Source organism: Candidatus Eisenbacteria bacterium (assembly GCA_026388185.1).
In the GTDB taxonomy this organism is placed as follows: Bacteria; Eisenbacteria; RBG-16-71-46; order JAFGJU01; family JAFGJU01; genus JAPLKG01.
The window spans coordinates 293,775-315,397 of sequence record JAPLKG010000011.1; the positions used below are offsets into that span (position 1 = coordinate 293,775).

20 protein-coding genes, 1 pseudogene and 1 riboswitch are annotated in these 21,623 nt (G+C 55.8%); all 21 genes and pseudogenes read left to right on the forward strand.

Annotation, left to right across the window (positions count from 1 at the left end; all coding sequences use genetic code 11):
* Positions 1-120 precede the first annotated feature (120 nt).
* Positions 121-299, forward strand: a riboswitch (cobalamin riboswitch).
* Positions 300-384: 85 nt separating this feature from the next.
* The 21 genes and pseudogenes from NTX17_06875 to NTX17_06975 all read left to right on the forward strand — a co-directional run bounded on the left by NTX17_06875 (position 385) and on the right by NTX17_06975 (position 21,606).
* On the forward strand, positions 385-969 hold the full coding sequence (locus tag NTX17_06875; GenBank protein MCX5801095.1) for a hypothetical protein: 585 nt from the start codon (positions 385-387) through the stop codon (positions 967-969).
* Between the two features lie 17 nt (positions 970-986).
* Positions 987-3,071 carry a TonB-dependent receptor gene (locus NTX17_06880; GenBank protein ID MCX5801096.1) on the forward strand — a complete coding sequence of 695 codons (2,085 nt, stop codon included), beginning with the start codon at positions 987-989 and terminating at the stop codon, positions 3,069-3,071.
* Between the two features lie 111 nt (positions 3,072-3,182).
* Positions 3,183-3,665: a helix-hairpin-helix domain-containing protein gene (locus NTX17_06885; GenBank protein MCX5801097.1), complete on the forward strand. Its 483-nt coding sequence runs from the start codon at positions 3,183-3,185 to the stop codon at positions 3,663-3,665.
* 231 nt (positions 3,666-3,896) lie between these two features.
* Positions 3,897-5,588: a type IV-A pilus assembly ATPase PilB gene (gene pilB / locus NTX17_06890; protein ID MCX5801098.1), complete on the forward strand. Its 1,692-nt coding sequence runs from the start codon at positions 3,897-3,899 to the stop codon at positions 5,586-5,588.
* Positions 5,589-5,594: 6 nt separating this feature from the next.
* Complete coding sequence (locus NTX17_06895; protein MCX5801099.1) at positions 5,595-6,671, forward strand: type IV pilus twitching motility protein PilT; 1,077 nt, start codon at positions 5,595-5,597, stop codon at positions 6,669-6,671.
* A gap of 15 nt (positions 6,672-6,686) precedes the next feature.
* Entirely contained in the window at positions 6,687-7,895 is a 1,209-nt protein-coding gene (locus NTX17_06900) for a type II secretion system F family protein (GenBank protein MCX5801100.1), read from the forward strand.
* A gap of 29 nt (positions 7,896-7,924) precedes the next feature.
* Positions 7,925-9,670 carry an ATP-binding protein gene (locus NTX17_06905; protein MCX5801101.1) on the forward strand — a complete coding sequence of 582 codons (1,746 nt, stop codon included), beginning with the start codon at positions 7,925-7,927 and terminating at the stop codon, positions 9,668-9,670.
* A gap of 11 nt (positions 9,671-9,681) precedes the next feature.
* Positions 9,682-11,061 (forward strand): sigma-54 dependent transcriptional regulator, encoded by a 1,380-nt coding sequence (locus tag NTX17_06910; protein ID MCX5801102.1) that lies wholly within the window; start codon positions 9,682-9,684, stop codon positions 11,059-11,061.
* A gap of 229 nt (positions 11,062-11,290) precedes the next feature.
* Positions 11,291-11,380: pseudogene (locus NTX17_06915) on the forward strand (prepilin-type N-terminal cleavage/methylation domain-containing protein).
* Positions 11,381-11,935: 555 nt separating this feature from the next.
* Entirely contained in the window at positions 11,936-13,063 is a 1,128-nt protein-coding gene (locus NTX17_06920; GenBank protein MCX5801103.1) for an ABC transporter ATP-binding protein, read from the forward strand.
* Positions 13,064-13,105: 42 nt separating this feature from the next.
* On the forward strand, positions 13,106-13,873 hold the full coding sequence (locus NTX17_06925) for an ABC transporter permease subunit (protein ID MCX5801104.1): 768 nt from the start codon (positions 13,106-13,108) through the stop codon (positions 13,871-13,873).
* On the forward strand, positions 13,873-14,580 hold the full coding sequence (locus NTX17_06930) for a hypothetical protein (GenBank protein ID MCX5801105.1): 708 nt from the start codon (positions 13,873-13,875) through the stop codon (positions 14,578-14,580). Before NTX17_06925 ends, NTX17_06930 begins: the two co-directional genes overlap by 1 nt.
* A 105-nt stretch (positions 14,581-14,685) precedes the next feature.
* Positions 14,686-15,453, forward strand: a complete 768-nt coding sequence (locus NTX17_06935; protein ID MCX5801106.1) for a prepilin peptidase — start codon at positions 14,686-14,688, stop codon at positions 15,451-15,453.
* A gap of 168 nt (positions 15,454-15,621) precedes the next feature.
* On the forward strand, positions 15,622-16,671 hold the full coding sequence (gene pilM / locus NTX17_06940) for a type IV pilus assembly protein PilM (GenBank protein MCX5801107.1): 1,050 nt from the start codon (positions 15,622-15,624) through the stop codon (positions 16,669-16,671).
* The gene (locus NTX17_06945; GenBank protein ID MCX5801108.1) at positions 16,668-17,222 is read left to right on the forward strand and encodes a PilN domain-containing protein; all 555 of its coding nucleotides are present in this window, start codon (positions 16,668-16,670) and stop codon (positions 17,220-17,222) included. The genes pilM and NTX17_06945 overlap by 4 nt, the downstream gene beginning before the upstream one ends.
* A 9-nt stretch (positions 17,223-17,231) precedes the next feature.
* Positions 17,232-17,831: a type 4a pilus biogenesis protein PilO gene (gene pilO / locus NTX17_06950; protein MCX5801109.1), complete on the forward strand. Its 600-nt coding sequence runs from the start codon at positions 17,232-17,234 to the stop codon at positions 17,829-17,831.
* A complete protein-coding gene (locus NTX17_06955) occupies positions 17,803-18,297 on the forward strand; it encodes a hypothetical protein (GenBank protein MCX5801110.1) in 495 nt (164 codons plus the stop codon). Before pilO ends, NTX17_06955 begins: the two co-directional genes overlap by 29 nt.
* Positions 18,287-19,933, forward strand: coding sequence for an AMIN domain-containing protein (locus NTX17_06960; GenBank protein MCX5801111.1), 1,647 nt, complete (start codon positions 18,287-18,289; stop codon positions 19,931-19,933). The genes NTX17_06955 and NTX17_06960 overlap by 11 nt, the downstream gene beginning before the upstream one ends.
* 93 nt (positions 19,934-20,026) lie before the next feature.
* Complete coding sequence (gene rsmD, locus NTX17_06965) at positions 20,027-20,713, forward strand: 16S rRNA (guanine(966)-N(2))-methyltransferase RsmD (protein MCX5801112.1); 687 nt, start codon at positions 20,027-20,029, stop codon at positions 20,711-20,713.
* Positions 20,710-21,201 carry a pantetheine-phosphate adenylyltransferase gene (coaD, locus tag NTX17_06970; protein MCX5801113.1) on the forward strand — a complete coding sequence of 164 codons (492 nt, stop codon included), beginning with the start codon at positions 20,710-20,712 and terminating at the stop codon, positions 21,199-21,201. Before rsmD ends, coaD begins: the two co-directional genes overlap by 4 nt.
* A gap of 75 nt (positions 21,202-21,276) precedes the next feature.
* The gene (locus tag NTX17_06975) at positions 21,277-21,606 is read left to right on the forward strand and encodes a zinc ribbon domain-containing protein (protein ID MCX5801114.1); all 330 of its coding nucleotides are present in this window, start codon (positions 21,277-21,279) and stop codon (positions 21,604-21,606) included.
* Positions 21,607-21,623 lie beyond the last annotated feature (17 nt).

The following is a 21,623-nucleotide window of genomic DNA, read 5'->3' on the forward strand; positions in this document are numbered from 1 at the left end:
GTACATCTACCCCGTTATCGCGGCGCGAAATTCCTATTGACTCCCCGGGGAGATTTATTATACGGTTTGAGAGAGAGCAGAAAGGAAGGTGAGAAGGAGAAGAGAGCGAAGCTGAACATAGTAAGACTTGCGCAGGAAAGTGCGTTCTGCACAGGGAAGCTGGTGGAAGTCCAGCACGGCCCCGCCACTGTAAGCGGGTAGGAATCCGCAAGAAGCCACTGGGAAATTTCTCCCGGGAAGGCGCGGTTTGTTCCGACGATCCGCGAGTCAGGAGACCTGCTTGCGCAATTGCATGAGACCTTCGACGGAAGGTTGATGGCGCGTGACCCTCACCCTGTCGTTGGTGAGGGTTTTTTGGTTTTTGGTGTTTCGAGGAGCACAAACTTGACCGGCCCGAAAAAGACGATGCCCGCCGAGCAGACTCCAGCTACCGAAAGGATAACTTCCGTGGGGCGGATGACGACCCCCAAGAAGATCGCCCTTGCAGGCCTTCTGTCGAGTCTCGCCGTCGCACTCGGGTTTATGCTCATTGCCGTTCCCAACGTCGAACTTATGACCCTCACGGTGTTCGTTGCGGGTGGTTTGCTTGATCTTCGAGGCGGGCTACTGGTAGGCGTGGTGTCCATGCTCATTTACTCCATCGCAAACCCCATGGGCGTTGCGGTCCCCCTGGTGACGGTATCTCAGGTAGCGGGCATGGCCATGGTGGGTGCGGCGGGTGCTGCGACGCCCTGCGTGAGACGCGTCTGGAAAGGACGGACGGCCCGAAATATCATTCTTGCCTCCGCCGGTCTTCTGGTGACCATCGCCTACGACGTCCTCACGAATCTCGCACTCGGCCTGTCGATGGGGACCGTTGCCGTAGTGCTGGCGGCAGGGCTCGTGTTTTCGATGGTTCATTTCGTCTCGAACGCGCTGATTTTCTTTTTCCTGGCTGACGTGCTTCTCTCGATGGGAGAGAGACTTTGAGATTGAAGGAGGAGAACATGCGAACGTGTATCTTGGCGGTCATGCTGCCCGCACTGATTGCCGGTCTCTCCGTCCTGCCCGTCCTGGCGCCGGCTCACTCGCAAGAGAGTGCGCCACCTGATTCGGCGGCCAGCGAGACTCTCGGCTACGGCACGGGCGCCACAGCAGATTCAATTGCAGCCGAGATCCCGCCGGAGGAAGCCCCCTCTGATTCAACCACCGCAGTCCTGCGAGGAACGGAGGCAGTGGGCGCGGATGCCGGTGAGTCTTCTCCAGTCCCCGTGCCGTCGTTTCGACTGGAGGACATCATCGTCACCGCTGCGAAGCTGACCGGTGGAGTGGAGAAAGTGCCTGCTGCCGTGTTCGTAATTGACAAGTCCGAGATAGAGGGAAGGTTTGACAAGACGGTGGTGAACATCCTGGAAGAAAAAGAAGGGGTGAACTCTGGAAGCTATGGTTCCCTCGGCGCGCTGGAGCTGATCAGTCTGAGAGGCAGTCGCTTCGGCAGCGTGCCTATACTTCTGGATGGGGTAAAGATCAACAATGAGCAGAACGGAGCAGTGGATTTCTACTCCATTCCTTCCTCCATGCTCGAGAGAATCGAAGTCCTCAGAGGTCCGCTCGGCCTGCTCCACGGCGGTAACGGAGTTGTCGGAGTCGTGAACTTCGTCACGGCTGAGCCGGTGCGTGGCGAGAAACCGGTAGCGCGAATAGGCCTTGCGTCCGGCAGCTTCGGCTATTCGAAGCACGCGGCCGATTTTGCCAGGTACTACGGAACGCTTGGCACGTTCTTTGGTATAGAAGGAGTTTCGTCGGAGGGCGTGGGCGCCTACAGAAATTACTCCGGGAGGAGCTATTTCGGGAAACTCAACTACGATGTGGGAGAGAAGAGAGAGATAGCTTTCCTCATCTCGTCGTACTCAGGTGAGCTCAAAACCGTGAGAGAAGCCAAGCAGAAATCTGATGCAACGCGCCTTCAACTTGTGGGCTCGATTCCGGTGAGCGAGGAAAGCAAGCTGGAACTCAGGGCATTTCATTCGACAGAGAAAACGGACTACAAAGATCCGTACACTGCCACTCTGAGCGATTTGGAAAGGTACGGGGCGCTTGTAGATTTCTACAAGTACGGGACGCGCACCGGAAACGTTGCGGCCGGAGGCGGCTTCACGCGGAGCGCTCTCGATTGCGAAGACGTGTCCTCCTGGAACCCCAAGACTTGGGAAGGCTACGCCTTTGCGGCGGACGAGCTGGTTCTGGCCACTGGGCTGAAGGGCTTGATCTCGATAAGGGTCGACCGGCATTCCACGTTCGGTACCGAAGTGAGTCCGTGCGTGTGTCTGTGGCGAGAGATGGAGCATGGCAAGGTGTGGTTGTCGTCGGGCAGGGGATTCAACCCTCCTACGTTGAACGATGTCTTCTGGCCCACGCAGGCGTCAAGTTGGGAGGGCTGGACATACGTCACGAAGGGGAACGAAAAACTGAAGGCCGAGTCGAGCTGGATGACCGAATTGGGCTCGAGCTACTCTTTGCTGGGAAACTCGGTTCGGGCCGACGTCAGTTGTTACGTATCGAGAACGTCGGACTTCATACAGTGGGGTTCCAGTGTCTCTGCACCAGACTTGACTGTCACGTACACTCCGCTCAACACCGAACAAGTTGACGCTCGCGGCGTGGAGGGAGGTCTCGAGTTTGCCTTCCGTGGAGAACGCGTGGGCGGAGTCAACCTCACTCTTCAGAACGTGGAGAACGGAGAGAATGAGTCGTTGCCCTACATGCCTCAAACGAGAGTGAACTCTTGGTTCTCGAAGAGCTTTGAACCGCTCCCGGATCTCGTCGTCAACGTGAGTATGGATGCCACTTACGAAGGTAAGCATCTCGAGCCCATGGGTTCGTCGCAGGGTTCGTTCTTGGTCGTGGAAGAGAAACTCTCGGTCTCGTTGGCAGGCTTCACTGCGTTTGCCCGTCTGCGAAACGCGACGAACGAATACTACCCCTCGAGATATCTTGAGTTCGCCCCCGGTCAGAGAGGTCCGGACGCCGTCTATTATCCAATGCCGTCGAGAAACTATGACGTGGGGATAACGTTCCAACTTCTTGATTGAGAAAGGGCCGGGGCGTCGGAACATCGAGTGGTCGAGACATGAGGGCGCGAGCGCTTTCCAAGTGGCGCGACGAGAATGGTGTGCGGGTGGCGTGGACCGGGGCGAGGGACGATGAGGGGGACGGGATTTCTCACCAAAGAGGAGAGGCTGGTCTTTCTCACCCTCTCACTCTGCCTCGTGGGGGGAGGGCTTTTCCAGTTCGTAAACTCCCTGTTCGAATTACCTGAAGAGATAGCTCTTCCTGACGTGAAGGATTCCTCGAGCGGGACGGACGCGGCGACGGACGTCGCCGCCGCTAGCATCACATATCACGACACTGACGGAGCCGCAGCGAGCGGGGGAGGTGCCCCTGGGCCTACATCCTCGAGTGCAGGGACTCTGCGTCCGTCGACCAAGCTCGACCTCAACAAAGCGACGGCCGCGGAACTGGATGCGCTTCCGGGCATCGGGCCTGCCCTCGCAGGCCGGATAATCGAGCAAAGAAAAATCGCGGGAAATTTCCATTCCGTCGAAGACCTCCTCGACGTGCGCGGAATAGGAGAGAAGACGCTGGCCAAGTTTCGGCAGTGGGTCTATGTCTCTTCTGCGAGATAAGGTGGTTGCATTTTGCAGACCCCTCATGCAAAAAGCCATCCTCTCGGCACGTGCACCCGCACAGAATTTTCACTAGAATCGCGACAACTGCTCTAACCGGCACACTCGCCGAGAGTTGAAGATTGCCCCCGTGCCGTGCCTGCACTGCCCCTTTTTGCCCGGTTGGCACCAATCCTGCTTGAGTCACGCTCTACGTGGACTGCGATTTTCCGCTGGGAAAGGAGTTACGGTTTGTACGACGGCATTGCTACCAGACTTGTTGAGGAAAGACTGGTCTCTCAAGAAGCTCTGGACAAGGCATTGAAACAGAAGACCGACGCCGGAAGCTCGGTCACTGGGAACTTAGTCAAGATGGGAGCAATAACGGAAGAGGACCTGACGAAGTTCCTTTCCGAGCTGTACAACACTCCCGTCGTTCACCTTTCCCAACTCGAAATAGACAGGTCGGTCATCAAGCTTATTCCCGGAGACGTGGCCAGCAAGTTTCAGGCTCTTCCAGTAGGACGCGAGGGAAGAAAGCTCAAGGTGGCCATGGTCAATCCGAGTAACATCTTTGCTATCGATGACATAAAATTCCTGACGGGCCTTGAGGTCCAGCCACTCATCGCTTCCGAAAGCGACATCAAGAAGGCCATCGACCGTTACTACGATTCAGCGGAATCGCTGGCCAGCGTCATGAGAAGCATGGAAGAAGAGGTGGAGATCGTCGAGGAACAGCCCGAAGAGGAAACGGGTGTTCTGGACGAAGTGGACCAGGCCCCAGTGGTGAAGCTCGTGAACTCGCTCATCGCGGACGCGGTGCGCAAGAACGCCAGCGACATTCACGTAGAGCCATACGAGAAAACGCTGAGGATCCGTTTCAGAATGGACGGTGTCCTGTACGAGATGATGGCGCCTCCGTTCAAGATGAAGGCCGCGATGATCTCGCGACTAAAGATCATGGCCGAGCTCGACATCGCAGAGAGAAGAGTCCCTCAAGACGGGCGAATCAAGCTAAGAGCCATGGGCAAGATGATCGACCTGCGAGTTTCCACGCTCCCCACGATATTCGGGGAGAAGGTCGTGATGCGAATCCTGGACAAGTCGAACCTCGACATCGACCTCACGAAGGCAGGTTTTCAACAGCAAGCGCTCGATAACCTCCTCCATGCGATACAGAGCCCATACGGAATAGTGCTTGTCACTGGTCCCACGGGTAGCGGAAAGACCACGACTCTCTATTCGGCTCTGTCAAAGATTAGCACGCCCGAGGTGAACATCATGACCGCGGAGGATCCCGTTGAGTACAACATAGAAGGCATAAACCAGGTCCAGGTCCACGAAGAAATCGGCCTCACGTTTGCGGCCGCCCTGAAGGCCTTTCTCAGGCAGGATCCCAACATCATCATGGTTGGAGAGATTCGAGATTTGGAGACCGGCTCCATAGCAACAAAGGCAGCCCTGACGGGCCATCTGGTCCTGAGTACACTTCACACAAATGATGCACCGAGCTCCGTCAACAGGTTGATTGACATGGGCATCGAACCGTTCCTCGTGGCTTCCTCCACGAACGTGATTGTGGCTCAGCGTCTCATCAGGAGGATATGCCCTCACTGCAAGCACGAGGTCAAGCTTCATCCGGAAGTGGTTCGTGAGCTGGGCCTCGACCCAGAGGAAGCCAAGCACCTGGTCGCGTACGAAGGCAAGGGCTGCGTTGATTGTAACAACACGGGCTATAAGGGAAGACAGGGTGTCTTCGAAGTGATGCCCATCAGCCCGTCCATCAGGGATATGATCCTGGACAGGGCCTCCACGTCTGATTTGCGCAAAAAGGCTAGGGAAGAGGGCATGGTCACCCTGCGCGAGGACGCCATATTCAAGCTAAAGAACGGCCTAACAACTGCCGAAGAAGTCCTTAGGGAGACAGCCCCTGATGAGAGGTAGGAATACGTGGTAACGCTGAGAGAACTTCTTGAGGAAATGACGAGGAAGAAAGCGTCTGACCTTCACATTACTGCAGGGACACAACCGCAGTTGAGGGTGGACGGGAGTGTGATGCCGACTGCTCATCCTGTTCTGACACCCGATGATACGGCGAGACTTGCTTACAGCATTCTCACCGAGGATCAGAAAAAGAGATTCGAATCTTCGAAGGAACTTGACCTCTCGTTCGGCATACAGGGAGTAAGCAGGTTCAGGGCGAACGCCTTCCTGCAGAGAGGCGTCGTATCCATCGCCATAAGACAGATTCCGTATCAGGTGCCCACGTTCGAGGATCTCGGGGTTCCTCCGGTAGTGCAGGAGTTCACCACAAAGAAGCAGGGACTCATCTTGGTCACGGGCCCGGCCGGCAGCGGCAAATCAACCACTCTCGCCGCCATCATAGACAAAATCAACTCGGAAAGACACGCCCACATCATAACCATCGAAGACCCGATCGAGTTCGTTCATCATCATAAGAAGTGCATTGTGAATCAAAGGGAAGTGAACTCAGACACGCCATCTTTCGCCTCCGCCCTGAAGTACGTGCTCAGGCAAGACCCGGACGTGATCCTCGTCGGAGAGATGAGGGACTTCGAGACGGTATCTGCCGCACTCACGATCGCGGAGACCGGTCACCTTGTGTTTGCGACGTTGCACACGAACTCGACCTTCGAGTCCGTGAATAGAATCGTGGATGTTTTTCCCTCCGAACAACAGGAACAGGTGTTCTCTCAACTCGCGTTTGTTCTGGAGGGTGTGGTGAGGCAGCAGCTCATTCCGAGGATGCGTGGATCAGGAAGGGTGCTGGTCACTGAAATTCTGGTCTGCACCCCGGCTGTCAGGGCAGTGATTCGAGAAGGAAAGATACATCAAATATACAGTCTCATGCAGGCGGGGCAAAAATACGGGATGCAGACGATGAACCAAGCGCTCTACAAGGCATACATGTCGAAACAGATTTCCCTTGACGACGCCATCGGACGCAGCTCGGACGTGAAAGAGCTCGAGCAGATGATGGGTAAGAGTGTGGCATTCGCAGCGTAGAAAGGACTGAGAAACATGGCTACCTTCGTGTGGAAAGGAAAGAGCATGGCCGGTGCGCTGCAGTCTGGCGAAGCGATCTTCGACACGCAGGACGAGGTCGTGAGCTTTCTGAGAAGAAAGAGAATTGCGATAACCTCGATAGCGGAGAAGCCGAAGGATCTGAAGATCTCGTTTGCCGTCCGGAAAAAGGTGGGCACGAAGGACCTTGCTGTTTTCACCAGGCAGTTCGCCACGATGATAAACGCGGGGCTTCCGCTCGTGCAATGTCTGGAGATCCTGTCCAAGCAGACGGAAAAACCGTACTTTCGAAACATAATCACGGAAACGATGCACGACGTGGAATCCGGTGCGACGCTCGCGGGGGCGCTCGGCAAACACAGGAAGGTCTTCGATGATCTGTTCGTGAACATGGTGAAGGCTGGTGAGGAGGGAGGCATTCTGGACGACATACTTCTGAGGCTTGCGACCTACATCGAGAAGGCAGAGGCACTCAAACGCAAAGTGAAGAGTGCCATGATGTACCCGCTCGTGGTCTTGGTTGTCGCACTGGGAGCAACGACTTTCATGCTGCTCTTTATCATTCCGACCTTCGCCAGGATGTTCACCGATTTCGGAGGGCAACTGCCGATTCCCACGCGCATCGTTCTTGCGATGAGTAATATGCTGAGGCATTACTGGTGGGCGCTGGGCGGGGGTCTGGTAGGGGCAATCGTAGGCTTCAGGCAGTTCTACCAGTCCGCGTCCGGTAGGATGACGATTGATAGACTTCAATTGCGAGTTCCGGTCCTGGGGGAAGTATTGAGGAAGGCAAGCGTGGCCAGATTTACGCGCACGCTGGGCACTCTAGTCAAGAGCGGTGTTCCGATTTTAACCGGGTTGGAGATCACTGCTAACACCGCCGGTAACAAGGTCATCAGTGAGGCGATCCTTCAAACGAGGGCGAGCATCCGAGAGGGCGAGACACTGGCAGCTCCGTTGAAGGCCTGTGACATCTTTCCCGCCATGGTCGTTCAGATGATTGCCGTGGGTGAGGAGACCGGGGCTCTTGACGAGATGCTTCGTAAGATAGCCGACTTCTATGATGACGAAGTCGACACTGCAGTGGACACCCTTACCTCCGTCATAGAACCGGTGATGATCGTGGTAATGGGCGTCCTGGTCGGCGGCATGGTCATTGCCATGTACCTGCCGATGTTCAAACTCGTGACACTAGTTGCTGGCTAATTGCTGACTGGCTTGAGTCTGGAGGTAACGTGCGTCCGCGTTGCGAGCCTTTCGGGGCATCGTCCTCACGTCATTTCGCGCACGGGCAGGGCGAGAAGCCCGACGTCAAGAACGTCCTGTCGTTGGTAGTGGCCCGGCCGATAGTGCTGACCCTGGCCGTGGGTTTTGGAATTGCACTTGATCGGGGATCATTCGTTTCAGGGACAGAAGGCGGAGTACGAATTCTGGTTTCCTGTTACATCCTGACGGGACTGTACTTCCTGCTGGCACGACTTCGCGTTCGTACTGCCGTTCATCTGGCACTTCAGATCGTGGCGGACGGCCTCCTGGTAACGGGGCTTGTCTTTATGACGGGCGGGTCCACCAGCCAGTACGTGCTGCTCTACTTCGTCCTTATTCTCTACGCCAGTATGTATTTGTCCTTCCGCGGGGCACTGGCCGCAGGCGCGCTCTCTGCCGGAGGGTATTCGCTTACATGGTGGCCGCAGCTCTTGCCGGGGGGAGCGCCCCAGCTCGGCCATGACGTCTCGGAGGCGACGCTCAAGATACTGTTTCACGGTATCCTATTCTTGACTGTGGGTCTGCTCGGAGGTTTCCTCGCAAGAAGGGCCGAGCAGCAGGGCAGAAGGCTCGCGGACACCACGAACGAACTCCACAGGATGAAGCTCAATACGGACGTGATACTTCGGAGCATGGTGAGTGGTCTCATGTCGATTGACAGCGAGGGGAAAGTCGTCCACTTCAACAGGGCAGCGTCAAGCATCCTGGGCATTGCTCCCGGACTGGTCCAGAACCGGCATTTCGAGGAAGTCCTCGGCCCCGGGATGTCCGCGATCGTACAACTACTGCGGCGCGGGCTTGATGAAGGCGTCAGCGTGTTGAGAGGGGAAGTCGAGGTGGTCTCCGGAGACGGGAGAAAAGTTCCCTTGGGGATCACGACAAGCCTCGTCACCACGGAGTCCGGCAAGAGAGCGGGAGTCATCGCCCTCTATCAGGACCTGACCGACGTGAAGAAGGTCGAAGAGAACGTGAAGCGACAGGAAACGCTTGCCGCACTTGGCCAGTTCTCGGCCGGCATAGCACACGAGATTAGAAATTGTCTCAGCCCCATAATTGGTTCCGTCGAGCTCTTGAGGAACGAGCTGTCTCTGGACTCCGATTCGCAACGGCTCATGAATCTGATTCTCAAGGAGACCGACCGGCTGGAAGGCTTCCTGAACGAACTGCTCTTCTACGCGAGGGCCAAAGCTCTTGATCTGAGGGAAGTCAATTTGCAGCAGCTCATCGAGGAGACTGTCGAAATCGTTCGGCGCCATCCCGCTCATTCGGAGCGAAAGAATCTGAGCTGCGAGTTTCACGCTCCGGGTGCGTGCTTGGAACTGGACGCGGAACAGATGAAGAGAGTTTTTGTAAATCTTGCCGTGAACGCGCTTGAAGCCATTGAGGATGACGGACAGCTCACGATCAGGACGTACTTGGACGAGGGCGGACCGAGGGGGAACGGGAAATCAAACACGTCCGTCACTGTGGAGTTTGATGACAACGGTGTCGGTATCCCTCCCGAGAACCTGCAGAGTGTATTTGAGCCTTTCTACTCTACAAAGGGGGCGGGTACCGGGTTGGGTCTCAGCATCGCACAGCGAGTGGTTGAGAGGCATAACGGGAGACTGTCGATCGAGAGCCAGGCCGGCAGGGGCACCAAAGTGCGGGTTCATATTCCGCACGTTACTGCCGATAGAATGAGTACAGCTTGCCTTAGCCACAAAGCAACATGAGGTGAAACGAGATGGCAGGAGAAAAGATTCTGGTTGTGGACGACGACGACAGCATGTGTCAGTTCCTTTCCATTCTGCTCAAGAAGGAAGGGTTCGAGGTCACGACGGTGAAGGACGGACAATCCGCGATCCAGAAGGTGAGGGAGGATAATTTCGACGTCGTGATAACAGACATAAAGATGCCAGGCATGGATGGCCTGCAGGTCCTCGACCAGATCAAGGCAGTAAATCCGAGCACACCCGTGGTCATCATGACCGGCTTTGCGTCTCAGAAGACGGCGATAGACGCGGTAAACAAAGGGGCCTTTCAGTACCTGGAGAAGCACGCGAACAACGAGGAAGTAAAAATCGTTGTGAGGAATGCGATAGAAATGAAAAAAGTGCAGAATCAGAATATCTTCCTCAAGAAGCAGTTGCGAAAGTGGCACGACAACAAGGAAATCATCGGAAACAGCGAGGAGATGGCCAAGGTTTTTAGGACCATCGAGAAGGTCGCAGATACCGACAGCACGATCCTGATATACGGCGAGAGTGGGACCGGGAAGGAACTCATCGCCAAGGAGATTCACTACAGAAGCGGGCGAGCGAACGGCTCGTTTGTCTCAATAAACTGCGGAGCCCTTCCCAAGGACCTGCTTGAGAGCAATCTGTTCGGGCACGTACGGGGTTCTTTCACGGGCGCCGTGAGAGATCAAGAGGGACTTCTCAAGGTTGCCGAGGGAGGGAGCTTCTTCCTGGACGAGGTGAGCGAGATGCTTCCCGCGACTCAGGTGAAGCTCTTGCGCGCGTTGCAGGAAAGAGAAATTATACCAGTGGGCGGGAACAAGCCGATAAAGATCGACGTTAGGCTGATCGCGGCCACGAACGCAGATCTTGAAAGAATGGTCGCCGAAGGCAGGTTCCGTGCGGACTTGTTCTATCGGCTGAACGTGATTCCCTTGAGACTTCCGCCTTTGAGGGAACGGCGCGACGACATCCCGATGCTGGTGGACTACTTTCTGAAGAAGCTCACCCAAAGCGGTCACGAGAAAGACATATCCAAAGAGTGCATGGAGCGGTTGTGCGCCTACGAGTGGCCGGGCAACGTGAGAGAGCTTGAGAACGTAATAGAGAGGGCCTACGTGCTTGATGAAAACGGGGTGATCGCTCCTCAAGACCTGCCGGATAAGATCAGGGACAGGAGCGCCAGGCGAGGAAGCCTCGTCATCGACTCTCCGAATCTCACGTTGGAAGAGCTCGAGAAGGAATACATACTCAAGGTGCTCAATTACACTAGTTGGCAGAAAAAGAAGGCCTCTGAGATACTGGGCATAAACCCATCCACGCTATACAGGAAACTCCAGACCTACGGAATCGATCAACACGAGGAACTGGAGGTAATTGCAAAATGACATGCAGGCGGTGCGGCGTTGCACAAAGCAGCAGGCGATTGCGCCCTGCAAGCATGACGTGGCCGGGATGTCTCCATCTCGCCTGACCTGCTTTTCATCCAACCAGCTAATTTCTTGCGACACCACACATTGCGACCTAACAGGAATGTCTCTGGCCTTGGCATATTAGTTGCTCAAAGAGCATGTGGAACATGACTGAATACCAAGAAGAAAGGAGGTGTACTTAATGATTAGAAACAGCAAGGGCTTCACCCTTATTGAGCTAATGATCGTGGTGGTGATCATAGGAATTCTGGCAGCGATAGCGATTCCTAACTTCATTGCCATGCAGGCCCGTGCGAAGGAGGCTTCCGTAAAGTCGAACTGCCATACGGTTCAGCTTGCTGCTGAGGACTACGCCGTTCAGCACGATGGCGTGTACGCCGGGGCGGTTGCAGACGTAATCGCATTGCTTCCTGGCGCTGGGGCCCTTCGCAACCCGTTCACCAGGGCTGCGACAGAGCCCGTCCACGCTGCTGCTGCCACCGAGGGCCAGACAGGCTACGTGGAAATAGCTGCAGGCGGAGCGAACGTCGGCTACACAATCACCGGCTTCGGGAAGACGGCGCTCGTCATTACGCTCTCAAGTGGCACGTAGAGGCCCCTTGGATTGCAGGGGTGACTGACTGTCTAGTCAGCCACCCCTTTTTTTTGCCTGATCCTGCTGCGTGCTCGGTTCTCTGGTCTGGTCGTCCTGCCAGGGTGTGGTTGTGACGTGCGGAGACCAGCCGACAAGGTTGTTTCCGCTGCCCGCGCAGCCGCCCTGCGTGGCATGCTAATTGCTCAAAAGAAGATGGTCGGGACTCTCTCTGAGCGGTGGTGAGATCTGGCAACCATGGCCGTTTCTCAGCCGACGCCGGAGGAAGAGGAGACAAAGCGCCATGGGTGTCCTATGGGTGTCCTAAGTGAGAGAGGGGGCAGCGAAAGAGAGATGAGCGTAAGCAGCGCGGAATCGACGTTGGGGCTGCAAGAAGAGACTACTTGGCAGGAAGGTGAAAGAAGAGTTGCCATCGAGGCCAGGGGTCTTGTGAAAGTTTTTACCAGCCCCTTCACACGTCAGAAGAAATGGGCCCTCAGGGGATTGAACCTCCAAGTGTACGAGGGGGAGGTTTTTGGGTTTCTGGGTCCAAACGGCGCGGGCAAAACGACCACGATGAAGCTCATGCTGGGGCTCTTGTTGCCCACGAGCGGGACAATCACGCTGTTCGGAATGGATCCGGGCGACCCCGCCTCACGCAGGGAGGTCGGGTTCCTTCCGGAAAACCCCAGCTTCTACGATTGCCTCACGCTTGGCGAGTTCTTGAGACTCTGCGCCGCGCTCTCGGGAATCACTTCCAAGAGAGAAATGGAAAGGCGGATGGCGGAGTCTCTCTTCATTTCGAGATTGGTGAAAGAGGAAAACACCCGATTGAGGAAATTTTCCAAGGGGATGCTGCAGCGGGTCGGTCTGGCGCAGGCTCTCATCAATAATCCCAAGCTCGTCGTGCTCGACGAGCCGTTGAGCGGGCTCGACCCGATAGGAAGAAAGGAATTTCGCGACGCCATCCTCGGCCTGAAACAGGAGGGAAAGACCGTCTTCTTCAGTTCTCATATCATTCCCGACGTCGAGCTGATATGCGACAGAGTAGGCATAATAAACGACGGCTCGTTGGAGAGGGTCGGGCACATCAGCGATCTGGTGCCGGGAGAGGCAAAAAGCATAGAGATCGCGGTCAAGGATCTGAGAGAAGAAACAGCCTGCGCACTCGATGCCCACGTGGAGCAGATGGAGTGTGTAGGCGATACCACGATAATCAGACTCAAGAACTCGGAACTGGCCACGATGGTCATTGGAAAGTTGGCAAGGGATGGAGCCAGGATTCTCTCGGTGACTCCCCAGAAGGAGTCACTGGAATCGCTATTTCTCAGAGAGATCACCCGGAAGTCAGGCAAAGAAGAGTCGAGAGAGCTCACTCTTGTTTGAACCGGACGGCATTCCGTCGGGCGAAGAGTCACAGGGAGCAGCATGACGAGAGTAATTGCGATAGCAGGAAATACCTTCAGAGAGGCCTTGAGAGACAAAGCGCTCTATGTCTTGCTCGTGTTTTCCGCGGTCCTTGTAGTGAGCACGCGCATAATGAGCCCGTTGGCCCTGGGAGAGGGGGTCAAAATCACGAAGGACCTCGGCCTTTCTGCAATCTCCTTCTTCGGAATGCTCGCCATCATAGTGATGGGGGCGGGTCTCGTTCACAAAGAGATAGACAGAAAAACCATCTTCGTGATTCTCTCCAAACCGGTCGCGAGACACGAGTTCATCTTGGGCAAGTTTCTCGGAATGGCTGACGCCTTGATCGCAATGGTCGTGCTCATGCTTATCGTCCTGCAAGGGACACTTCTGATTTCGAGGGCGGGGCTTGACGTTCTCGTCTTGAAGGCCGGCTTTCTCACTTACATAGAACTTCTCCTGATGACCTCGATAGCGGTACTGTTTTCCTCGTTCAGCACGACGGGCATGAGCACGATCTTTACCTTTGCTTTCTACGTGGTCGGCCATTTCAGCGGGGACGTTCTTGCGTTCGGCGCGAGACTGCCATCGGCCTTCGCGCAACACGCGTGCCAATTTCTTTACTACGTGCTTCCCGACCTACAACTCTTCAACGTCAGAGGCATGGTCGTGCACGGGGTCGACGTTCCTACCGAGCGCATCCTCGCGGCGACTGCATACGGTCTACTTTACAGCCTGGGCGCGCTTCTACTCTCCACAGTAGTGTTCTCGAGGAGGGACTTCAAGTAATGAGGTTCTCCGTGAGAAGTGCGCTGAGAGACGTGGCCCTCGTGGTTCTGGCCCTGGGGTTGATGAGCGGGGGAATCTGTATCAAGAAGGAGATGGCCAAGAAGACGGAGCCGCAGCCGGGAGAGGAATTGATGTACTTCCCGTCGGGAACGTTCGTGAGGCAGACCGCACTGGGTCAGGAGTGCACTCTGGCTGACGTCGCCTGGCTGAGGGCGATCCAGTACTACGGTCAGCACAGGCTCACGGACAGAAGATACGAGATGATTGGTCACATATCCGACATCGTGACGACGCTGGACCCCGGATTCATTCAGGCCTACGTTTTCGGAGCCATGGTGCTCTCTCAGGACGCGGGCAGGCCTCGCGACGGTCTGGCGCTCCTGAGAAAGGGGATGCTAAGCAACCCCGACGACTGGCTCCTTGCATTTGAGACGGGTTTCATCTACTATACCGTGCTTCGCGACTATCGGAGTGCCGGAAGGTACTTCGCTCTCTCTTCCAAGCTGCCTGACGCTCCGGAGTTTACATCACGCTTCGCAGCATTCGTAGAGGAACGAGCAGGTCACACCGAGACGGCGTTGGAACTCTGGGAGGAGGCCGCGGCTTCAACTCACAATAAGTACATCAAGGAAATGGCTGAGGAGAAGATCGCAGAGCTGAAGGACGAGCTTGAAAGGGAAAGACTGGATCGGGAACGCTCCCTCTAACGGGTGACGGGGACGCGCTCATCGCGCTCGCTCAAGCACGGCGGGCGTCTTACCTCGTCGCCGGTTGTCATTATCTTCAAGATACACTTGAAGGGAGTCTTTGTGATGGATTTTGTCCTGCTGTTCATAGCCGGGCTTGCGATCGGGAGTTTTCTAAACGTCTGCATTCACAGAGTGCCCCGCAGGATTTCGGTGTGTTTTCCCTCTTCGCATTGTCCTTTGTGCAAGACCCCCATTCGTCCGATGGACAACATACCCGTTTTCAGCTTCCTCATTCTGAAGGGAAGATGCAGACACTGCGGCGCGCGAATTCGATGGCAATATCCTGTCGTGGAACTCGCGTCGGGCCTCTTGCTCCTGCTCAGCTACTTCAAGTTCGGATTTTCGTTCGAGCTCCTTCTGTACTACGCATTCTGTTGCGCGCTCGTGGTGATCACATTTGTTGATCTGGAGTTCAGGATAATACCGGACACCATCACTCTTCCTTTCATGGTGTTGGGGTTGGCGGGCAGCGTCTTCTCCGGTCTGGGTTTGGCACAGAGTCTTCTCGGGATCATCGTCGGCGGAGGAAGCCTGACGCTCGTAGGTTACGTCTACACGAAGATAACCAAGGTGGAGGGGATGGGAGGAGGCGACGTAAAGCTCACGGCGATGATGGGTGCCTTTCTTGGGTGGAAAGCAGTCCTGATTGTCATATTTGTCGCCTCTCTCGCGGGCTCTGCACTCGGCATTGTCCTGATGCTGATGTTCCGCATGAGTCGTAGGACGCCGATTCCCTTCGGGAGTTTTCTCGCGCCGGTAGGTATCGTCGTTCTCCTTTGTTGGAGCCGTCTCGTCGAGTGGTATCTTTCCAACGCGGGAATCGGCCACTGAGCTCACGTTACGGAGAACTCGGCACGTCGCCCAACCCTGTGCGGAGGAGAATGCCGCCGGCGGCGAGAGCGGGATTTTCCGCTTGACACATGGTACCCCCTTTGTTAGCGTGGGCCCACTAGAGAGAAAGCGGGAATTTGTAAGTCACAAATCGGAAACGAGGCAGAGATGCTCGGTAAGAAGAAATCCTCCGTGGGCCTGGACATCGGCAGCAGTGCCATAAAACTCGCCGAACTGGAAGAGGCAGCGGACGGGATGAGACTTGTAACATTCGGGATCGCCGAGCTCTTGCCGGAGGCCATCGTTGACGGCGAGATCATGGATCGGCAGAGCGTCGTGGATACGATCCGCAACGTTGTCGAGGAAAAGGGCATCAAGAATAGGCGCGTGGCAACGGCGGTATCGGGTCGCGCGGTGATCGTCAAGAAGATCGTCATGGACCGTCTCAGCGAAGAGGACACTCGGGAGGCGATATACTGGGAAGCCGAACAGCATGTGCCTTACGACGTGAGCGATGTCGTGCTTGACTTCCAGATTCTCAAGACCGACATCGGACCCAAACAGATGCAAGTACTCCTGGTCGCAGCCAAGAGAGAGATGGTCAACGTTCATGCTCACATAATAAAGGAAGCGGGTCTGATCCCGGAGCTCATAGACGTGGATGCCTTTGCAGTGCAAAATGCGCTGGAGGCGAACTATGATTTCGCGCCGGAAGACGTAGTCGCACTCATCAACGTGGGCGCCGAGAGAACCAACATCAGCATAGTGAAAGACGGAATTCCTCACTTCACCAAGGATCTCTCGCTTGGAAGTCACACTGTGGTCGAAGCGCTTCAGAGAGAGCACGGCCTTTCCCACGACGAGGCAACCAAGGTCCTCAAGGGCCAGTCTGAGGGCGCTCATAACTATAATATTCCCCAGTTCGTTCAAGTGGCGTGCGACGACCTGGTCGTGACACTCGATAGGGCACTCGCATATCTCAAGACGTCAGGCGAAGCGGGGGCCCTCACAAGGCTATTCTTGAGCGGCGGGAGCTCTCGTCTGCAGGGTCTCAGGGAGCTTCTGGCGGAGAAATTCAACGTTCCGGCCGACATAGCAAATCCTCTTTCGAAAATCAATTGTGACTCGTCGCTTTTCGAGGGTGGTGATCCCTCAACGGTAGCTCCCGTGCTTACGGTGGCAATCGGGCTTGCGCTGCGAAGGGCGGGAATCCAATGATAAAGATTAACGTTCTTCCCATCGAGCTACGAACCAAGAAGAGAGTAATGACCATTCCCCACGTGGGGAACATGGGCTTCGTCGCTCTCGTTGGTGGAGTAGTGGCCTTGATCATCATAACCTCCTTGGTGGAGGGAATGCGAATCGGAAGCCTGAAGGGCAGGATTGCCGAGGCCGAGGGTCAGGCGGCACAATTGAGGCCGCAGATCGAGCAGATCGAGAGGCTCACGGCAGAGCGCGCAGAGCTTGACGCGCACATGAGAGTCATTACCGAGCTGGAGAACAGTCGAGCCTTTGAGGTTATGTTGCTTGCCGAGCTCAACAAGCGGATTCCAGAACACCTCTGGCTCACCTCGTATTTCCGATCCGATCCCAACACTGTCGTCCTTGAGGGGGTCACGTTCTCCAACCTGATAGTTGCCGATTTCATGACGCGACTTGAGCGTTCCGTTCTCTTTCAGAATGTGGACCTCACCATAGCTGAGAGAGGCAAGATCGATGAGATGGACGTCGTCAAGTTCTCCTTGTCGTCAGGTGTGAGGCCGGAGTAAGAGGCAGAGATGGACCTCAGAAATCCGAAACATCAGAAGATGCTGATGGGGGTGGTGCTTCTGGCCGCCCTGCTCTATCTGTACTTCCTGGCGTCGTTCTTGCCATTCGGATTCAGAGCTCAGGCCTCCAAGTACAACGAGCTGAAGCAGCATTACGAGAAACTGACGTTGGATTTGTCCAAGGCGAGGCAACTGGTCGGCAATTTGCCCAGACTGAAGAAAGAATACGAAGAGCTGCACGAGTCGTGGCTGCTCGCGAAGGAGCTCCTGCCGGAAGAGAAGGAGCTTGCGACCCTGCTGAGCAGGGTCACGATCGCGGGCCAGCAGTCTGGCGTCAAGTTCACGCTCTTCAAGCCCAATCCTCCTGTGGATCGCGGCTACTATGTAGAGCACCCCGTTGAGGTAAGCGTCGTGGGCGGTTTCCACGAGACGGCTGCCTTCCTCAGCGAGATCGCGAATCTTTCCAGAATAGTGAACGTTTCCGGGTTGAAGCTTGCGTCCTACACTGGAGGCAAGCCTGACGAGGTGGTTCAGGCCACGTTTATCGCCTCGGCCTACACGCTAACAAGAGGTGTTTCGGATGTCCGCACGATTCCCACGGGCAAGTAGGGCCCGCATAGTTTGTCTGCTTTGCATGTTTCTTGTGACGACGTGTGTTGTTGTCGTGCTGGAAGCGACAGAGGCCGCAGATAAGACGGCTGGGGCGGGCATCAGAAGAGCAGGCGAGCCCGAACTCCTGCTTTCGAGACCCCGGTTTATATATTCGAGCTTGGGTAACAGAGACCCATTTGTGTCGCTCATTGGCGGTGAGTTCCAAGGAGAAGGCGCAACCGGTCTAGTGAGTGTCGGAGACATGGAGTTGGTGGGCATTCTGTGGGGAAGCAAGGAAAAACTTGCGATGGTTGAGGACAGTCGTGGAAGAGGTTATGCGTTGCGAGTAGGCGACGCGGTGATCGGCGGTGTGGTGACAGACATTACCAAGGACAGCCTCACGATTTCGCAGACTTTCTATGGAGAGACGCAGACTGTAGTAATACGCATGAAAGGCAAAGAGGGTGAGCGCAATGAGAAATAGGTTCGAAAGCGGCTTTCTGATCCTGATGGTAGCCGTGCCCTTCCTGTGGGCAGCGCCCCTTGGAGGCGCCGATCTGTGTCAGGTGGAAGGCATCACGGTTGCTCAGAAGGGAGACGTCTCGGAGGTAGTGATCAGCGCCAGTGCACCGCTGTCCTACAGAGATTTTGCCCTCTCGAACCCGCCGAGAATCGTCGTTGACTGTTTTGACGCATTGTATGCCTCGAGTTCTCCCGTCGAGGTGCCCTCCGGCCTTGGGATCAGTGAGATAAGGGCGAGTCAGTGGCCGGGTGAACCTGGCCGGAACATAACTAGAGTCGTCGTCGAGCTCGGTTCGGAGAGGTCATATTCGCTCAGCACAACCGAGAAGGGGCTGATCATTGTGATTGGGAAGAAGACGGCCGAACCCAAGTCCGTTAAGTCTTCAAATCACAATTCTGATCCGCCCACGAGTCGCAATGGGCTAGTCTCGCTTGATGTCCAGGGGGCCGACATCAACACCGTGATGCGCAGCCTGGCTGAATTCGGCGGCAAGAACATCGTCTGCAACAAGGCGGTGAAGGGGGTCGTCTCGGTGCGGCTCAAGGCCATGCCCTGGAGGGACGCTCTTGACATCATCTTGAGAACTCAAGGTCTCTCATACGTGGAGGAACAGGGTGTCTTGCGTGTTGCCACGGCGGAGGAGCTTCGTAACGAGGAAATAGACAAGCAGACCGCCGAGAGAAAGAAAGAGGAGTTGCTGCCGCTGATAATGGAGAGAGTGGAGGTCAAGTTCGCCAACGCCGCGGAGCTCAAGGTGTCTCTCGAGAAAATGCTGACCAGGCGAGGCTACATCGAGGTTGACCAGAGGACCAATTCACTCATCATCACGGACATAGCAGACAGAGTGGCCAGTGCCGAGAGTATGGCAAGGGAACTCGACTCCATGACGCCGCAGGTCGAGATTACGGCCAAGTTGGTCGACGTCGACGTCAGCGTAGCCAGAAACCTCGGAGTCGTCTGGAGCGCTGAAGACATGGACATCGGGAAGCAGAACGTCAGCGAGGACATATCCGTGGATGCCGATATTGAGAACCCTGCCGGCACGCTGAGGATAGGCGCAATCAGGGACTACGTAACGCTGGACGCAACGCTTCACGCGCTCGAGACGCAGAACAAGGCGGACATAATCTCGAACCCGAGGATCACGACGGTGAACAATCGAGAGGCCTCGATCCTGGTCGGGAAAGAGATTCCATTGATTGTCCAGGACAACGCTGGGAATCCGATAACGCAATTGAAGAAGATAGGAATCACTCTCAGGGTTACCCCGCACATAAACTCCGAGAAAGACATAACGCTTGACATCCATCCGGAGGTCAGCGATCTGTCCTCCGCTTCGACCGTCCAAGGCGGAGTCATCATAAACACGACCGAAGCCGACACGAGGGTGATCGTGCAAGACGGTGAGACCGCGGTGATAGGAGGCCTCATCAGAGAGAACACGACCAAAGACAAGAGCGGCGTGCCCATTCTTCAACACATTCCGTTGCTTGGCTTCTTGTTCAGATCGTCGAACGACGTGAAAAGCAAGCGAGAGCTTCTGATTTTCATAACCCCGAGGATCGTTCCGGTTTCGTCCCATTCTTCACCTCAATAGACGGCGCCTTTGCGATGATCGTGCGGTCCCTGTCTGTTCGACCAGACGGACAGGGACTCTCTTTGCCTGCCTCCAGTCCGTTTCCGACACACGGTGCAGCTCCACCCTCGGCCCAGTAGCGTCGGTCTTCTTGAGCCAACTCGTTTTCTCGGTGCCCGCAGCTTGACAGGGCATGTTCTCTCTGCAAGAATACTTGAAACGGAGGGCGCAATGCGCATCACAGCGGGCACTCTGAGAGGCAGGAGCGTTGCCACGCGTCCCGGGAAAGCGATCAGGCCGACGTCGGGTAGGGTGAGAGAGGCGATCTTCAACTTGCTGCAGAACCGAATCGACGGTGCGAGAGTGCTTGACCTCTTTGCCGGCGCCGGGGCACTCGGAATAGAGGCGTTGAGCAGGGGAGCGGCCTTTGTGCTGTTCGTGGACTCTTCCGGGACAGCGCGAAGGATCATTGAGAGAAACCTCAGACAGCTTGAGATCGAGGAGCGCGGACGGGTTTTCTGCTGTGAAGCGGGGAAGGCCGTAGAGGCCCTTTCCCAGAATGGTGAGAAATTCCAAGTGGTTTTCATGGATCCTCCGTACGGGCAGGGATTGGCGCATGCCGGTCTTCAAGCCGTTGCGGACGGAGGCATTCTCGCTCAAGATGGCGTAGTTATAGTGGAGCACGACAAGAGGGAGCAGCTCGCCGGCGAACATGGTATCCTGCGACTCAAGACCAAGAAGCGCTATGGCGACACTCAGGTATCCGTGTTTGTGATGGTTCCAAAAGGAGGTAGTGGATGAAAAAGGCCCTCTTTCCAGGCACCTTCGATCCTGTTACTAACGGGCACATTGATTTGATGGAAAGGGCGCTCAGACTATTTGACCGGCTCACAGTCGCTGTCGGCCACAGGGGCGAAAAAGATGTTCTTTTCTCGGTGGAAGAGAGAGTGGACATGCTTAGAGAGACGACTCGGCACATGGGTGCCATAGAGGTGACCCACTTCGGAGGTCTGCTTGTCAATTACGCGCAGGACATCGGCGCAGACGTTGTCATACGTGGTCTGCGTTTCATCTCGGACTTCGAGTATGAGTTCCAAATGGCGCTGATGAACAGAAGGCTGAGCGGATCTCTTGAGGCCGTATTCCTGATGCCCAGCGAGCAATATTCGTACTTGAACTCGACTCTGGTCAAGGAGATCGTCAGGCTCGGCGGCTCAGTCAACCAGTTTGTGCCGCCCACGGTCGAGGAACGATTGAAGAGAAAACTGGCGCAGCGTGAAGAGCTCTGAGTCACCGCGACGCTATTGTGGCCGGCCCTGCGGGGCCGGCCGGGATTCCCGGCATGGAGGAGGGTGATCTGCTGGATGCCTACCTACGAATACGAGTGCAAGAAATGTGGTCACGCTTTTGAGGAATTTCAAAGAATGAGCGAGAAGCCCATCTGCAAGTGCCCGAAATGCTCTGGGCCGGTTGTGAGGCTCCCTGGGCGGGGCGCGGGCATTATCTTCAAGGGATCGGGGTTCTACGCGACTGACTATAGAAGCGAGAGCTACAAGCAGAAGGAAAAGGCCGAGAGGGGGGCGGCTGGAGGGAAAACTGCGGACAAGGAAAAGGTGAGGGAGAAGGGAGAAGGGCACAAAGTTGGAGAAAAGAGATCGGAATCGAAGGGCAACCGCGCAAAGCGTGAAGATTAGGCCTTCCGTAGTCCGTG

Coding starts and splice junctions, on each gene's coding strand:
- NTX17_06880 (MCX5801096.1), top strand. CDS start 987: ATGCGAACGTGTATCTTGGCGGTCATGCTGCCCGCACTGATTGCCGGT.
- NTX17_06885 (MCX5801097.1), top strand. CDS start 3,183: ATGAGGGGGACGGGATTTCTCACCAAAGAGGAGAGGCTGGTCTTTCTC.
- NTX17_06900 (MCX5801100.1), top strand. CDS start 6,687: ATGGCTACCTTCGTGTGGAAAGGAAAGAGCATGGCCGGTGCGCTGCAG.
- NTX17_06910 (MCX5801102.1), top strand. CDS start 9,682: ATGGCAGGAGAAAAGATTCTGGTTGTGGACGACGACGACAGCATGTGT.
- NTX17_06920 (MCX5801103.1), top strand. CDS start 11,936: ATGGCCGTTTCTCAGCCGACGCCGGAGGAAGAGGAGACAAAGCGCCAT.
- NTX17_06925 (MCX5801104.1), top strand. CDS start 13,106: ATGACGAGAGTAATTGCGATAGCAGGAAATACCTTCAGAGAGGCCTTG.
- NTX17_06930 (MCX5801105.1), top strand. CDS start 13,873: ATGAGGTTCTCCGTGAGAAGTGCGCTGAGAGACGTGGCCCTCGTGGTT.
- NTX17_06935 (MCX5801106.1), top strand. CDS start 14,686: ATGGATTTTGTCCTGCTGTTCATAGCCGGGCTTGCGATCGGGAGTTTT.
- pilM (MCX5801107.1), top strand. CDS start 15,622: ATGCTCGGTAAGAAGAAATCCTCCGTGGGCCTGGACATCGGCAGCAGT.
- NTX17_06945 (MCX5801108.1), top strand. CDS start 16,668: ATGATAAAGATTAACGTTCTTCCCATCGAGCTACGAACCAAGAAGAGA.
- pilO (MCX5801109.1), top strand. CDS start 17,232: ATGGACCTCAGAAATCCGAAACATCAGAAGATGCTGATGGGGGTGGTG.
- NTX17_06955 (MCX5801110.1), top strand. CDS start 17,803: ATGTCCGCACGATTCCCACGGGCAAGTAGGGCCCGCATAGTTTGTCTG.
- NTX17_06960 (MCX5801111.1), top strand. CDS start 18,287: ATGAGAAATAGGTTCGAAAGCGGCTTTCTGATCCTGATGGTAGCCGTG.
- coaD (MCX5801113.1), top strand. CDS start 20,710: ATGAAAAAGGCCCTCTTTCCAGGCACCTTCGATCCTGTTACTAACGGG.
- NTX17_06975 (MCX5801114.1), top strand. CDS start 21,277: ATGCCTACCTACGAATACGAGTGCAAGAAATGTGGTCACGCTTTTGAG.